This is a genomic window from Pseudomonas palleroniana, from assembly GCF_022836895.1.
Taxonomy (GTDB): domain Bacteria; phylum Pseudomonadota; class Gammaproteobacteria; order Pseudomonadales; family Pseudomonadaceae; genus Aquipseudomonas; species Aquipseudomonas palleroniana.
In genome coordinates this window covers 2,622,693-2,637,898 of record NZ_CP092411.1, presented here as the reverse complement: position 1 = coordinate 2,637,898, position 15,206 = coordinate 2,622,693, and the positions used below count along the sequence as shown (strand labels likewise).

13 protein-coding genes are annotated in these 15,206 nt (G+C 62.1%); 1 reads left to right on the top strand and 12 read right to left on the bottom strand.

The window, feature by feature from the left end:
* Window positions 1-38: 38 nt before the first annotated feature.
* The 12 genes from MJP36_RS12105 to leuC form a co-directional block, all read right to left on the bottom strand.
* A complete protein-coding gene (locus tag MJP36_RS12105) occupies window positions 39-722 on the bottom strand; it encodes an SPOR domain-containing protein (RefSeq protein WP_244385428.1) in 684 nt (227 codons plus the stop codon).
* Window positions 706-2,013: a bifunctional tetrahydrofolate synthase/dihydrofolate synthase gene (gene folC / locus MJP36_RS12100; RefSeq protein ID WP_244385427.1), complete on the bottom strand. Its 1,308-nt coding sequence runs from the start codon at window positions 2,011-2,013 to the stop codon at window positions 706-708. Before folC ends, MJP36_RS12105 begins: the two co-directional genes overlap by 17 nt.
* Window positions 2,010-2,930: an acetyl-CoA carboxylase, carboxyltransferase subunit beta gene (accD, locus tag MJP36_RS12095; RefSeq protein WP_198762132.1), complete on the bottom strand. Its 921-nt coding sequence runs from the start codon at window positions 2,928-2,930 to the stop codon at window positions 2,010-2,012. Before accD ends, folC begins: the two co-directional genes overlap by 4 nt.
* Before the next feature lie 244 nt (window positions 2,931-3,174).
* Complete coding sequence (locus MJP36_RS12090; RefSeq protein ID WP_244385426.1) at window positions 3,175-3,807, bottom strand: phosphoribosylanthranilate isomerase; 633 nt, start codon at window positions 3,805-3,807, stop codon at window positions 3,175-3,177.
* A 63-nt stretch (window positions 3,808-3,870) separates the two neighbouring features.
* Window positions 3,871-4,695, bottom strand: a complete 825-nt coding sequence (gene truA, locus MJP36_RS12085) for a tRNA pseudouridine(38-40) synthase TruA (RefSeq protein ID WP_060755784.1) — start codon at window positions 4,693-4,695, stop codon at window positions 3,871-3,873.
* 148 nt (window positions 4,696-4,843) lie between these two features.
* Window positions 4,844-7,432, bottom strand: a complete 2,589-nt coding sequence (locus MJP36_RS12080) for a motility hub landmark protein FimV (protein ID WP_244385425.1) — start codon at window positions 7,430-7,432, stop codon at window positions 4,844-4,846.
* 162 nt (window positions 7,433-7,594) lie between these two features.
* Window positions 7,595-8,605 (bottom strand): aspartate-semialdehyde dehydrogenase, encoded by a 1,011-nt coding sequence (locus tag MJP36_RS12075; RefSeq protein WP_244385424.1) that lies wholly within the window; start codon window positions 8,603-8,605, stop codon window positions 7,595-7,597.
* A gap of 239 nt (window positions 8,606-8,844) precedes the next feature.
* The gene (asd, locus tag MJP36_RS12070) at window positions 8,845-9,957 is read right to left on the bottom strand and encodes an aspartate-semialdehyde dehydrogenase (RefSeq protein WP_025856452.1); all 1,113 of its coding nucleotides are present in this window, start codon (window positions 9,955-9,957) and stop codon (window positions 8,845-8,847) included.
* Window positions 9,958-10,021: 64 nt separating this feature from the next.
* A complete protein-coding gene (gene leuB, locus MJP36_RS12065; protein WP_060755787.1) occupies window positions 10,022-11,104 on the bottom strand; it encodes a 3-isopropylmalate dehydrogenase in 1,083 nt (360 codons plus the stop codon).
* Window positions 11,105-11,157: 53 nt separating this feature from the next.
* Window positions 11,158-11,922: a class I SAM-dependent methyltransferase gene (locus MJP36_RS12060; protein WP_104994328.1), complete on the bottom strand. Its 765-nt coding sequence runs from the start codon at window positions 11,920-11,922 to the stop codon at window positions 11,158-11,160.
* 140 nt (window positions 11,923-12,062) lie between these two features.
* On the bottom strand, window positions 12,063-12,707 hold the full coding sequence (gene leuD / locus MJP36_RS12055; protein ID WP_090369791.1) for a 3-isopropylmalate dehydratase small subunit: 645 nt from the start codon (window positions 12,705-12,707) through the stop codon (window positions 12,063-12,065).
* 10 nt (window positions 12,708-12,717) lie between these two features.
* A complete protein-coding gene (gene leuC, locus MJP36_RS12050) occupies window positions 12,718-14,136 on the bottom strand; it encodes a 3-isopropylmalate dehydratase large subunit (protein ID WP_161549929.1) in 1,419 nt (472 codons plus the stop codon).
* A gap of 147 nt (window positions 14,137-14,283) precedes the next feature.
* Between leuC and MJP36_RS12045 the strand changes: the two genes are divergently transcribed.
* A complete protein-coding gene (locus tag MJP36_RS12045) occupies window positions 14,284-15,174 on the top strand; it encodes a LysR family transcriptional regulator (protein WP_244385423.1) in 891 nt (296 codons plus the stop codon).
* Window positions 15,175-15,206 lie beyond the last annotated feature (32 nt).

The following is a 15,206-nucleotide window of genomic DNA, read 5'->3' as shown; positions in this document are numbered from 1 at the left end:
AACCCCCCTCCCACACTTGACTGCATTTCCAGCCGTAATCAGCCGCGCTCAGGCTGGAAACGGGTGACGAACCCCTTGAGGTTCTGCTGGCGGTCCAGCAAGTCGCGCAGGCGATCCGCCTCGGCGCGCTCGATCAGCGGGCCGATAAACACGCGATTCTTGCCGTCGGCGCTACGGATATAGGCGTTATAGCCTTGGCTGCGCAGCTTCTTCTGCAAGGCGTCGGCGCCTTCACGATTGCCCAGGCTGGCCACTTGAATCGACCAACTGACCGGCAAGCCATTCGGATCGATACGGCTCTGGCCCACATCCGGTTTGCCGGGTGCGGCAGGCTGCGGCACAACCGGCTTGGGTGCCGGCGCAGGCGCGGCAGGCTTGGCTGCCACCACGGGCGCCGCTGGAGCCGGTGCCGGCTTGGCCACGGGCACGCTTGGCTGTACCGGCATGGTCGGTGCCTGCTGTGTCGGTGCCTGCTGCGCCGCCACCTCAGCGTCGCTCGGCACGGGCTCTTCTTCAGGCAACGCCTGCGGTTCCGGCACCACCACCGGTTCGACCTGAACCTGCGGCATCACCGCCGCCTGCGGCGCAGCGGGCGCCTCGACAACCACCTGACGCTCTTCATCCTGACGGGAAAACAGCATCGGCAGGAAAATCACCGCCAACGCCACCAGCACCAATGCTCCAACCATTCGCTGCTTGTATGCGCTATCCAGTAATGCCATGTGCAGCTTCCTCCGTGGAGCGCCGGGACAACCACTCGAGCGCCTCGGCAACACAATAAAATGATCCGAACAACAGAATCTCGTCCTCGGCCGTAGCCACCGCACATTGCGCTTCGAGCGCGGCAGTGACGCTTGCATACGACGCCACTGGCGCGCCAAGGTTCTGCAACGCGACCGCCAATTCGTTGGCCGGACGGCTGCGCGGGGTATCCAGCGGCGCTACCGCCCAAGCCTGGACGCTGCCCAACAAAGGCGCAACCACACCGTCCAGATCCTTGTCGGCCAACAGCCCGAACACCGCCAGGCGACGACCGGCAGGCAGATCACGCGACAGACGCTGCGCCAGGTATTGCGCCGCATGCGGGTTATGCCCCACATCCAGCAGCAGGTTAAGGCGCTTACCCTCCCAGTCGAACGCACGACGATCCAGACGCCCGACCACACTGGTCGCCCGCAAGGTCTCGGCGATCTGCCGGGCATCCCAGGGCAGATCCAGCAAGAGATAGGCCTGCAGCGCGAGGGCTGCGTTTTCCATCGGCAAGTTAAGCAGCGGCAGGTCGCGCAGCTCTACGGCTTGGCCGCGCGCATCACGCCCGCGCCACTGCCAATGCTCAGCACCCACTTCGAGATTGAATTCACGCCCACGCAGGAAAAACGGGCAATCCAGCTCACGCACCTTGTCCAGCAAGGTATGCGGAGGGTCCAAGTCACCGCACAGGGCAGGTTTGCCCTGGCGGAAGATCCCGGCCTTCTCAAAGGCCACGGACTCGCGGGTGTTACCCAGGTAATCGGCGTGATCCACGCCAATGCTGGTCACCAGCGCCAGGTCGGCATCCACCACGTTGACCGTGTCCAGACGCCCACCCAGGCCAACCTCGAGGACCACCACATCCAACTGCGCACGCTCGAACAGCCAGAACGCCGCCAGAGTGCCCATCTCGAAATAGGTCAGGGAAATCTCGCCACGCCCCGCATCCAGCGCAGCGAACGCTTCGCAGAGCTGCTCGTCAGTGGCTTCGACACCCTCGATCTGCACCCGCTCGTTGTAACGCAGCAAGTGCGGCGAACTGTACACGCCGACCTTCAGCCCTTGAGCTTGCAGCAACGCCGCGACAAAGGCACAGGTAGAGCCTTTGCCGTTGGTGCCGGTCACCGTGATGACACGCGGTGCCGGCCGGCCCAACCCCAGGCGGGCCGCTACCTGTTGCGAGCGCTCCAGGCCCATGTCGATGGCGGACGGATGCAACTGCTCAAGGTAGGCGAGCCATTCGCCCAGGGTACGCTGGGTCATAGGTTTGCCGGTACCGGCGGAACCACGACAGGTTCCACTTTAGGCGCAACGTACACTGGCGTCGGCAGGCCCATCATTTGTGCCAGCAGGTTGCCCAGGCGTGGACGCAGTTCACCGCGCGGGATGATCAGGTCGATCGCGCCGTGCTCCAGCAGGAACTCACTGCGCTGGAAGCCTTCCGGCAGCTTTTCGCGCACGGTCTGCTCGATAACGCGCGGGCCGGCAAACCCGATCAGGGCCTTGGGTTCTGCGACGATCACGTCACCCAGCATCGCCAGGCTGGCGGACACACCGCCGTAGACCGGGTCGGTCAGCACGGAGATGAACGGGATACCTTCTTCACGCAGACGCGCCAGCACCGCCGAGGTCTTGGCCATTTGCATCAGGGAAATCAGGGCTTCCTGCATGCGTGCACCACCCGAGGCGGCGAAGCAGATCATCGGGCAGCGATTTTCCAGGGCATAGTTGGCGGCACGAACGAAGCGCTCGCCAACGATGGCGCCCATGGAGCCGCCCATGAAGGAGAATTCGAAGGCCGAAACGACCACCGGCATGCCCAGCAGCTTACCGCTGACGGAAACCAATGCGTCTTTCTCACCGGTCTGCTTCTGCGCAGCGGTCAGGCGGTCCTTGTACTTCTTGCCGTCGCGGAACTTGAGACGGTCAACCGGCTCCAGGTCTGCACCCAGCTCGGCACGACCATCGGCGTCCAGGAAGATATCGATGCGGGCGCGAGCGCCAATACGCATGTGGTGGTTGCACTTGGGGCAAACGTCCAGGGTCTTTTCCAGCTCGGGACGGTACAACACCGCGTCGCAGGACGGGCATTTGTGCCACAGACCTTCAGGAACCGAGCTTTTCTTCACCTCGGAACGCATGATCGAAGGGATCAGTTTGTCTACTAACCAGTTGCTCATGCTTTCTTTCTCCAGTACCGGTGGCTTGAACACAGCCCCGCGTATGCCCTTGAGCTAAATTCATATGTGGCGATGACACAGACTGGACGGGGTCAGACGTTCGACCTGCCATTTCCGGCCTGTATCCTCAGCCTTCCAGACAACCTGCCAGTGCAGGGTTGCCACTTCATTTCCGGGCCACCCACAGGCGGCGCCGGGCTGTTTTACACAGTGGTAGTTATGGACGGCGGCAGACTGCCAGCCGTCACATCCCGCCACTGCTGTTGCGCACAGCCTGCATGAATGCGCGAATCTTGCTGTGATCCTTGATGCCCTTGCCCTGCTCCACGCCGCCACTGACATCCACGGCATAGGGCCGAACCTGCTCGATTGCCGCCCCGACATTCGCGGGATTGAGCCCTCCGGCCAGGATAATCGGCTTGCTCAGCCCTTCAGGAATCAGCGACCAGTCGAATGCTTCACCGGTGCCACCAGGCACGCCTTCAACATAGGTGTCCAGGAGAATCCCGCGCGCGCCGGTATAGGCGGCACACGCAGCTGCAATGTCATCCCCGGCCTTGACGCGCAGCGCCTTGATATAAGGGCGCTGGTAGCTCTCGCATTCGTCCGAGTTTTCGTCACCGTGAAACTGCAGCATGTCCAGCGGCACGGCATCCAGGGTCTCGTTGAGTTCGCAACGGCTGGCGTTGACGAACAACCCCACCGTGGTCACAAATGGCGGCAGCGCAGCGATGATCGCCCGCGCCTGCAGTACATTCACTGCCCTCGGGCTCTTGGCGTAAAACACAAAACCGATGGCATCGGCCCCCGCCTCGACTGCCGCCAGCGCGTCTTCTATGCGGGTAATCCCGCAAATCTTGCTGCGAACGGCTGACATGTCGTGGAAACCTCAGGGTTGGACCGAGAAAGTCCCGGATGTTAACAAAAGCTTTTCCGGGCGTCAGCCGCCAAGTTCGCTGAAGCCTGTGAGGAAGTGCGGCCCGATGAAACGCTCCGGCAGTTCGAACTCGTCACGGTACTCGACCCCCACCAGGTACAGGCCGAATGGATGCGCGGTTACCCCTCCGGTGCGACGAATACGACTGTCCAGCACTTCCTTGGCCCACTCCACCGGGCGCTCACCGGCACCAATGGTCATCAGCACGCCGGCAATGTTGCGCACCATATGGTGCAGAAAGGCGCCGGCACGGATATCCAGCACGATCATCTTGCCGTGGCGCGTCACCCGCAGGTGATGGACTTCCTTGATCGGCGACTTGGCCTGGCACTGCCCCGCCCGGAAAGCGCTGAAATCATGCACGCCGACCAGATGTTGCGCGGCCTCGGCCATACGCTCGGTATCGAGCGGGCGATGGTTCCAGGTAATTTCTTCGTTGAGGTGCGCCGGGCGGATCTGATCGTTGTAGATCACATAACGGTAGCGCCGAGCGATGGCCTTGAAGCGCGCATGGAAGTGCGCAGGCATGACCTTGGCCCAACTGACACTGATGTCATGGGGCAAATTGATATTGGCGCCCATTACCCACGCCTTCATCGAGCGCTCGGCCTGGGTGTCGAAGTGCACCACCTGGCCGCAAGCGTGTACACCGGCGTCGGTACGCCCGGCGCACATCAGCGACACCGGCGAGTCGGCAACCTTCGACAAAGCGTTTTCCAAGGTTTCCTGCACGGTCAGCACACCGGAGGCCTGGCGCTGCCAGCCGCGATAACGCGAACCTTTGTATTCCACGCCCAGGGCGATGCGATGAAAGCCTGCGGCCGCCATTTCGGCGGCCGCGTTATCTATATTTGCCAAGAACTGAGAGCCCGATGAGTTGCGCAAAGGCCGCCATTATAAGGAAGCAGGCCCGCGCCAGGCGCTTTTTTTGCGATCAAGGAACGAGTGCCTTCTGCCGCAAAAGCCAGCGATCGGATCAGGCCAGTCGCCCGAGCATTTCCTTGGCTTCACCGCGTTGGGCTTCATCACCTTCGGTGAGCACTTCGGACAGAATGTCCCGTGCGCCGTCCGCATCGCCCATGTCGATATATGCCTGGGCCAAGTCCAGCTTGGTCGCGACCTCGTTGGTGCCGGAGAGGAAGTCATACTCAGGCTCATCACTGCCCAAAGCCGCATCCTGCTCCGTGAAGGACGGCTCGATCGGCGGATGCTCCAGGGTCTGGGACAGGCGATCAAGCTCGGCGTTGACGTCGCCCAGCTCAGTTGCAAAGGCATCGGGCTTGGTCGCCGCAGCGCCAGCAGGTTCATTCTCCAGGGACAGGTCGAAGTCTTCCGGCAGCTCGAAATCGTCCAATGCGCCGGCCGTGAGGGTCGGCGGCTCGACCGCCGGCACGTCCTTCATGGAGTCTTCAAGGCCGGAAAGGAAATCTTCATCGGCCTGCGAGGCTGGCGGATCAAGCTGCAGATCCAGGTCGAAGTCCGACAGATCGTCTGCATTGCTCTTGGCTTCAGTCTGCTGTTGCAGCAGCGCCTCGAACGTCTGTTGATCAGCCTTGACCTCGGCCGGCGATGCCGCTTCCAGGTCGTCCAGGCTCAAGTCAAAATCCGTATCGAACGGCTCTGGCTCGGGAGCTGGGGTTGGCTTGTCTTCCAGCAGATCCTTGACGTACTGGGCATCCAGGGCCGCCGCCGCGACGGCAGCACTGACGCCCGCCGCCAGCACGGCCATGGCCGGGAAGCGGCTCTTGAGCTGCTCGACCTGGGCGTGGTTTTGACCATTGGCCACCAGTTGACGCTCTTGGGTGACGAAACCGTCCTTGTCACCCTGCAGGCCGTAGACTTCCATCAGTTTCAAACGCAGATCGCTGCGCTTGGGCTCATGCTTGATCGCCTGCTCCAGTATGTCGGCGGCCTGGTTCAGATGGCCGCGATCGATATGGGATTGGGCCTGGGCCAACGCATCGCTGGAGTTTTCCGGGGCCACGGCCACGGCCAGCGGGGCCAGCACGGACGCCACCGTCGGCGCGACAACGGGCTCAACCACGTGGGCTGGGGCTGGGGCTGGAGCTGGAGCTGGAGCTGGAGCTGGAGCCAGCTTGACGCTCGGCGGTGGTACTTCCAGACCTTCAAAGCTGTCAGGCGGCAGGTCTTGGTCGATATTCGAGGCGAACACCGGCTCTTCCGCCAAGGCCCGCGCCATGCGCAGGTGCTTTTCTTCTTCGCGCCGGGCATTGCGATGACGTGCCCACAGCAGCAGGAGCAGCAACACCAGCAAACCCGCCGCCCCCCCTATTACGCCAAGCACAATCGGGTTGGTCAGCAGTTCGTTGAACGGTCCATCGGCGCTGGCGGGGGCCGCGCCAGGCTTGCTGGCTTCAGGCTTGGCCGCTTCAGGCGCCGGGGTCACGGTGGCCACGGGCGCCACAGGCTGCGCCGGAGCAGCGGCGGGCTCGCCGGGCAACTGCGCCGGCATTACCGCCGGCGCAGGCGCGGCCGGGTCAGCCTTTTCAGCCTGCAAACGCGCCAATTGATCATTTTTCAGTTGAATCAGCTTTTGCAGCTTGTCCAACTGGCTTTGCAGGTCCGCCGCACGGCTTTTCAGCTCGGCGTTGTCACGGCGGGTGGTATCCAGTTCTTCCTGGGTCATCGCCAGCTTGTCGCTCAGGCCGCGATTGTCACCCGCTTTACCCTTGGCACCTTTTTTCGCGGACTCGGCCGAGACCAGGCTCAAGTTGTCCTTGCCTGTGGTGCTCGATGGCGCGTTGCCCGCCTGGGTGCGCTTGGTGGCGTCCAGCTGGGGCTTGCCGGTGGCTTGACGGCTCGCGGTACGACGCCCCTCCCGCCACGCCGCGTTTTGCGCACGCACTTCTGCGATGGCTTTGGGTTGCGGCAGGCTGGTCGCTTGCACGCGATCGGGCAAGCGCAGGACCTGGCCGGTTTTCAGGCGGTTGATATTGCCATCGATAAAAGCATCGGGGTTGAGCGCCTGGATCGCCAGCATCGTTTGCTGGACCGACGCGCCATTGCGGCTCTTCTCGGCAATTTCCCACAAAGTGTCGCGGGACGTGGTCGTGTACTGGGCGGGCTTGCTGGCAGCGGGCGCAGCGCCTGCCGGTGCGCTCAAGCGCGGGGCGGGTGCACTGGCGACAGGCGCCGGCTGATCAAACTTGGCCGGGTCGAGCAGCACACTGTAGTCACGCATCAAGCGGCCGTTAGGCCATTGCACCTGCAACAGGAAACGGATGTAGGAGTCCGGCAGCGGCTTGCTGGACGTGACACGCACGACACTGCGACCGCTAGGGTTGACCACCGGGGTGAACGTCAGGTCATCGAGAAACGCCTGGCGATCCACGCCGGCATCCACAAACGCCTGGGACGATGCCAGGCTCGGCGTGATCTCGGAAGCCGTGAGGCCACCGACATCGAGCAATTCGATTTCCACCGACAACGGCTGGTTCAACTTCGACTTGAGGGTCATCTCCCCAAGCTGCAGCGCCTGCGCCATACCGGAGGACAGCGCCGAGGCGGCCGCTATTGCTAACACCAGTTTGCGAACTTGAACCATAGCCTCATCCTTTGTTTTGAACACTCCCCGGCCTGCGAGAAGGTTGGTAACCGCTGCCATAAGGCATGGCGAGCCGATAGGTCACCGACGCACTTCTATTGCGCTTCGGGCCAAGCATAGCGCTTAGTTAGAATCAATCTACAAATTGCCGCCAAGTATCTTTTACACAAGGCGTTTTATCAACAACTGCGCCAGCTCTACGGCGTTGAGGGCCGAGCCCTTGCGTACGTTATCTGACGTCAGCCACAGATTTAGTTCCGCAGGGTCGTCCACGCCTGCGCGAACCCGTCCTACGTACACCACATCCTGGCCGACGGCATCGCCTACCGCCGTCGGGTAGTCACCCTCCTCCACCAGCTCGATTCCAGACGCTGCGTCCAGTACACGGTTGATAGTGGCCAGGTCGACCGGCGCGCCCAGCTGCAACGACACAGTCAGGCTATCGCCAAAAAACACCGGGGCTTGAACGCAGGTTGCGGAAATCTTCAGCAAAGGGGTTTCCAGTACCGCTCGCAGCTCGTGTACGAGGCGTTTCTCCAGAGCGGTATGACCTTGGGTATCCGGGGTGCCGACTTGCGCCAACAGGTTGAAGGCCATTTGCCGATCAAAAAACTGCGGCTCCAGCGGACGCACATTCAGCAGCTCGGCGGTCTGCCGGGCCAGCTCGCTGACGGCCTCTCGCCCCAGGGCAGATACGGCCAGGCTGGCGGTAACGCTGACGCGCTGAATGTCCAGCACGTCGCGCAACGGTGCGAGCACTACGGCCAGGTTCGTCGTCGACGGGCTTGGGCTGCCGAGCTGGAAGGGCTTTTTCAAACCCTCCAGGACATGCGCATTCGCTTGCGGCACGACTTGAGGCGCCTGATCGGCCGGCAAGGCCCCGGACAGGTCGATCACCGCGCAGCCTGCCGCCGTGGCGCGCGGAGCGAAACTCAGGGTGACTGCCGGGCCGGCCGCAAAGAACGCCAGCTGCGCCTTGTTGAAATCGAACTCATCGACCTCCCTGACCCGCACGTTCTTGCCGCGAAACGGTACCGATGCGCCGGCGGAGTTGCTGCCCGCCAGCAGATACAAGGTGCCTACCGGAAAATCCAGCTCCTCGAGAATCTGCACCAAGGCTTCACCGACGATGCCGGTGGCGCCGATCACGGCAATTTCAAAGGTCTGGGTCATAGGGGCTGCCTCGGGCATTGCGGGGGGAGCCGCACTTTACCGGGTGGCTTGGGGTGAGGCAATTAAACTGGGGGTTGCGGTGTGGCTGATGGCCCTATCGGGGGCAAGCCCCCTCCCACAGTGAGTGTGTTCCCCCATCAAAATTGTGGGAGGGGGCTTGCTCCCGATAAGGCCCGCAAGAACCATAAAAAAACCCCGCGACTGTCACCAGCGCGGGGTTCTTCAACAGCAGCAAACGATCAACGTTCGAGCAGGATCCGCAGCATGCGACGCAGCGGTTCGGCCGCGCCCCACAGCAGTTGGTCGCCGACGGTGAACGCACCAAGGAACTGGCTGCCCATGTTCAGCTTGCGCAGACGCCCCACCGGTACATTCAGGGTGCCGGTCACCTTGGTCGGGCTCAGCTCCTGCATGCTGATATCGCGGTTGTTCGGCACCAGCTTGACCCATGGGTTGTGCTGGCTGATCAGCGCTTCGATATCCGCGATCGGCACGTCTTTGTTCAGCTTGATGGTCAGCGCCTGGCTGTGGCAACGCATGGCGCCGATGCGCACGCAGATGCCATCCACCGGGATCGGGCTCTTGAAGCGACCCAGGATCTTGTTGGTTTCGGCCTGGGCCTTCCACTCTTCACGGCTCTGGCCGTTCGGCAGTTCCTTGTCGATCCATGGGATCAGGCTACCGGCCAGCGGCACGCCGAAATTCTCGGTCGGGTAGGCATCGCTGCGCATGGCTTCGGCAACGCGACGGTCAATGTCGAGAATCGCACTGGCAGGGTCTGCCAGTTGATCGGCGACCGCAGCGTGGGTGGCGCCCATCTGCTTGATCAGTTCACGCATATTCTGCGCGCCGGCACCGGAGGCCGCCTGATAGGTCATGGCGCTCATCCACTCGACCAGGCCCGCTTCGAACAAGCCACCCAGGCCCATCAGCATCAGGCTGACGGTGCAGTTGCCGCCGACGTAGTTCTTGGTGCCGGCATCCAGCTGCTGGTCGATGACCTTGCGGTTCACCGGATCCAGGATGATCACGGCGTCGTCCTGCATGCGCAGGCTCGATGCGGCGTCGATCCAGTAACCCTGCCAGCCGGCTTCGCGCAGCTTGGGGAAGACTTCGCTGGTGTAGTCGCCGCCTTGGCAGGTCAAAATCACGTCGAGGGTCTTCAGCTCTTCAATGCTGTAGGCGTCCTTGAGCGGGGCAATATCCTTGCCCACGGACGGCCCTTGGCCACCCACGTTCGACGTGGTGAAAAACACCGGCTCAATAAGATCGAAATCCTGCTCTTCCAGCATCCGCTGCATGAGCACGGAACCGACCATACCGCGCCAACCGATCAGACCTACACGTTTCATCGCAACTACACCTTGTTAAAAAGTGGGCCGCCTTGCAGCAACAACTGCAAGTGGGCCCGAGAGATTACAGATTCCGCAGCGCGGCGACTACTGCGTCGCCCATTTCTTGCGTGCCGACCTTGGTGCAACCCTGCGACCAGATGTCGCCGGTACGCAAGCCCTGATCCAGCACCAGGCTCACGGCTTTCTCGATTGCGTCTGCCGCATCAGCCAGGTTGAAGCTGTAACGCAGCATCATCGACACCGACAAAATGGTTGCCAGCGGGTTGGCAATGCCCTGGCCCGCGATGTCCGGCGCCGAACCGTGGCACGGCTCATACATGCCCTTGTTATGGGTGTCCAGGGACGCCGACGGCAGCATGCCGATGGAACCGGTGAGCATCGACGCCTGGTCGGACAGGATGTCGCCGAACAGGTTGTCGGTGACGATCACGTCGAACTGCTTGGGTGCGCGCACCAGCTGCATGGCGGCGTTGTCGACGTACATGTGGCTCAGCTCGACATCCGGGTAGTCCTTGGCCACTTCTTCGACGATCTCACGCCACAGCTGGCTGGATGCCAGGACGTTGGCCTTGTCCACCGAGCAGACCTTCTTGCCGCGCACGCGGGCCATGTCGAAGCCGACGCGGGCGATACGGCGGATTTCGCTCTCGCTGTACGGCAGCGTGTCGTAGGCCTGGCGCTCACCATTGTCCAGTTCGCGCACGCCGCGTGGCGAGCCAAAGTAGATACCGCCAGTCAGCTCACGCACGATCAGGATATCCAGGCCCGATACCACTTCCGGCTTCAGGCTCGACGCATCGGCCAGTTGTGGGTAGAGGATCGCCGGGCGCAGGTTGCCGAACAGGCCCAGTTGCGCGCGGATTTTCAACAGGCCGCGCTCAGGGCGGATGTCACGCTCGATCTTGTCCCACTTCGGGCCACCGACGGCGCCGAGCAGCACGGCGTCGGCAGCGCGAGCACGCTCCAGGGTCTCGTCAGCCAGCGGCACGCCGTGCTTGTCGATGGCGGCACCGCCGATCACGTCGTGGCTCAATTCGAAGCCCAGGCTGTACTTGGTGTTGGCCAGTTCCAGAACCTTGACCGCTTCGGCCATGATTTCCGGACCAATACCGTCGCCAGGGAGAATCAGAATCTGCTTGCTCATGGGTTCCTCATTTCATCAAGCGACCCGCCCGCAGGCAGGTCGGGGAAAATTGATCAGCGTTCGGCCCACACCACCAGCACATCGGTGCTGAAGGTGCCGTCGGCTTGAATTTCGAAGTAATCGCGCACTTCCTGGCCCATTGCCTGCTGCAGCTCAAGGATCGCGGCGCGCAAGGCCTGCGGCGTGCGCATGCGCTCGACCCAGGAGGTGTATTCCAGTCGCAGGCGCTGGCGACTGCTGTTGCGTACATGCAAACCGGCTTCGCTGAGCTGGCGCATCCATTCGGCGGCGGAGTAATCGCGCACGTGGCTGGTGTCGCGCAGCACTTCGACGGTTTGCAGGTAAGTGTCCAACAGCGGGCTGCCCGGTGACAAGACGTCGACAAACGCCGCCACGCCACCCGGCTTGAGCACCCGACGCACTTCACGCAGGGCCAGGCCCAGGTCGCTCCAGTGGTGCGCCGAGTAACGACTGAACACGAAATCGAACTCGCCGTCGGCAAACGGCAAGCGTTCAGCGGCGCCGTGTACGGTACGGATATTGGCCAGGCCCCGGTCTTTCGCAGCGGCGGCGACCACCTCGAGCATCGGCTGGGACAGGTCGTAGGCCACCACTTCCTGGACCAGCGGCGCCACGTTGAAGCTCACATGACCGGCGCCACACCCCAGGTCCAGCAGGCGTGCACTGCCCTGCCCGGCCAGTTCGGCCTGCAGCAGCGCGAACTCGGTGCCTTGGGCGTGCACGGCACTGCTCAGGTAGGCCGAGGCTTGCTCGCCGAATTGTTTTTGCACGACTTGGGTGTGGGCGGTGGTGGTCATGGGGGGGTTCCTCAATGGACCTTGGGGTGTTGGTTCTGGCCTCATCGGGAGCAAGCCCCCTCCCACATTTTGTTTTGTGAACACCTTCAAAATGTGGGAGGGGGCTTGCTCCCGATGGCGGCGGTCCTGCCTACAGCGGTTTACGCGTCGCGAAACAACCAAGGCTGGCTGGCCCGGTGCTTGGCCTCAAACGCTGCAATCGCGTCGCCGTCCTGCAAGGTCAGGCCGATGTCATCCAGGCCGTTGAGTAGGCAATGCTTGCGGAAGGCATCGACCTCGAAGTGGTAAACCTTGCCATCCGGACGGGTCACGGTTTGCGCGGCCAGGTCGACGGTCAGCTGGTAGCCCTCCTCGGCCTCCACCTGCTTGAACAGCTCATCCACTTCGGCATCGCTCAAGATGATCGGCAACAGGCCGTTCTTGAAGCTGTTGTTGAAGAAGATGTCGGCATAGCTCGGCGCGATGATGCTGCGAAAGCCGTATTCTTCCAGGGCCCAAGGCGCGTGTTCACGGCTGGAGCCGCAACCGAAGTTTTCCCGGGCCAACAACACGCTGGCGCCTTGGTAGCGCTGGGCGTTGAGCACGAAATCCTTGTTCAGCGGGCGCTTGGAGTTGTCCTGGTAGGCGTAGCCCACGTCCAGGTAGCGCCACTCGTCGAACAGGTTGGGGCCGAAGCCGGTACGCTTGATCGACTTCAGGAACTGCTTGGGGATGATCTGGTCGGTGTCGACGTTGGCACGATCCAAAGGGGCGACAAGGCCGGTGTGTTGGGTAAAAGCACGCATCGGGTATTCCTCAGATCAATTCGCGAACGTCGATGAAACGACCGTTGACGGCGGCCGCAGCAGCCATGGCCGGGCTGACCAGGTGGGTACGCCCGCCGGCACCCTGACGCCCTTCGAAGTTACGGTTGGAGGTCGACGCGCAATGCTCGCCCGACTCCAGGCGGTCCGGGTTCATCGCCAGGCACATGGAGCACCCCGGCTCACGCCATTCAAAACCGGCTTCGAGGAAAATCTTGTCCAGGCCTTCCGCCTCGGCTTGCGCTTTGACCAGGCCCGAGCCCGGCACCACGATGGCCTGCTTGATGGTCGAGGCCACTTTGCGGCCCTTGGCGATCACGGCCGCAGCACGCAGGTCTTCGATCCGCGAATTGGTGCAGGAGCCGATGAACACACGGTCCAACTGGATATCGGTGATCGCCTGGTTGGCCTGCAAGCCCATGTATTTCAAGGCCCGTTCGATGGAGCCGCGCTTGACCAAATCGGCTTCCTGGGCCGGGTCCGGCACGTTCTGGTCGACGGCCAGCACCATTTCCGGCGAGGTACCCCAGCTGACTTGCGGCTTGATCTGGGCCGCATCGAGCTCGACCACAGTGTCGAACACCGCATCGGCGTCGGAGACCAGGTCTTTCCAGGCTTCGACAGCGGCATCCCAATCGGCACCTTGCGGAGCGAATGGACGGCCTTTTACGTATTCAACGGTCTTTTCGTCCGCTGCCACCATGCCCACGCGGGCGCCGGCTTCGATGGACATATTGCAGATAGTCATGCGGCCTTCGATGGACAGATCACGAATGGCGCTGCCGGCGAACTCGATGGCATGGCCGTTACCACCGGCGGTGCCAATCTTGCCGATCACGGCCAGTACGATGTCCTTGGCGGTAACGCCGAACGGCAGCTTACCTTCGACCCGCACCAGCATGTTCTTCATTTTCTTGGCGACCAGGCACTGGGTGGCGAACACATGCTCCACCTCGGAAGTGCCGATGCCGTGGGCCAGAGCGCCGAAGGCACCGTGGGTGGAGGTGTGGGAGTCGCCGCAGACCACAGTCATGCCGGGCAAGGTGGCACCCTGCTCCGGGCCGATCACATGCACGATGCCTTGACGCACGTCATTCATCTTGAATTCGGTGATGCCATATTCGTCGCAATAGTCGTCGAGGGTCTGCACCTGCAAACGCGAGACCTGGTCGGCAATAGCGTCGATGCCGCCCTTGCGCTCAGGGGTGGTCGGCACGTTGTGATCCGGGGTGGCAATGATGGAATCGACGCGCCAAGGCTTGCGCCCGGCCAGTCGCAGGCCTTCGAACGCTTGGGGCGAGGTCACTTCATGGATGATGTGACGGTCGATATAGATCAGCGACGAGCCATCGTCGCGCCGTTTCACTTCATGGGAATCCCAAAGCTTGTCGTAAAGCGTTTTGCCGGCCATCAGTCGGTCCTCATCAGCGGTCTTTCTATGCCCCGGGTCTTGAGACATTCAATAACCCTTTGGCTTGTGAGGCTGATGGTATGGCGCTACATTAAATAACTCAAATTCATATTTTTTATGCTTTGGATTACCAACTGGAATACATAAATGGACTTGGCCAACCTCAATGCCTTTATTGCCATCGCCGAAACCGGCAGTTTCTCCGGCGCCGGTGAACGCCTGCACCTGACGCAACCGGCCATCAGCAAACGTATTGCCGGGCTGGAACAACAATTGAAGGTGCGCCTGTTCGATCGCCTGGGCCGCGAAGTGGGTTTGACCGAAGCCGGGCGGGCCTTGCTGCCGCGCGCTTATCAGATTCTCAACGTGCTGGACGATACGCGTCGCGCCCTCACCAACCTGACCGGCGAGGTGAGCGGACGGCTGACCCTGGCCACCAGCCATCATATTGGTCTGCACCGTTTGCCGCCGATCCTGCGCACGTTCACCCGTGAATATCCCAATGTGGCGCTGGATATCCAGTTTCTCGATTCAGAAGTGGCCTACGAAGAAATCCTGCATGGGCGTGCCGAAGTGGCGGTGATCACCCTGGCGCCCGACCCGCACCACGTAGTGAAGGCCACGCCGGTGTGGGATGACCCGCTGGATTTTGTGGTGGCGCCGGAGCACAGCCTCATCAGTAACGGCAGGGTCAACCTGGCCGACATCGCCCGCCACCCGGCCGTCTTTCCCGGCGGCAATACCTTTACCCACCATATCGTCAGCCGCCTGTTCGAGGCCCAGGGCCTGACGCCGAACATCGCGATGAGCACTAACTACCTGGAAACTATCAAGATGATGGTCTCCATCGGCCTGGCCTGGAGCGTGCTGCCACGGACTATGCTGGATGATCAGGTGGCAAGTATCGCTTTACCGGGCATACAGCTCAGTCGCCAGCTAGGCTATATCGTGCACACCGAAAGGACGCTGTCGAACGCTGCGCGGGCTTTCATGAGCCTATTGGATGCACAGGTCGATCTGCCAGGGATACCGGCATGAAACCGTGCGGCCTCAAGGCCTGAACCAAACCG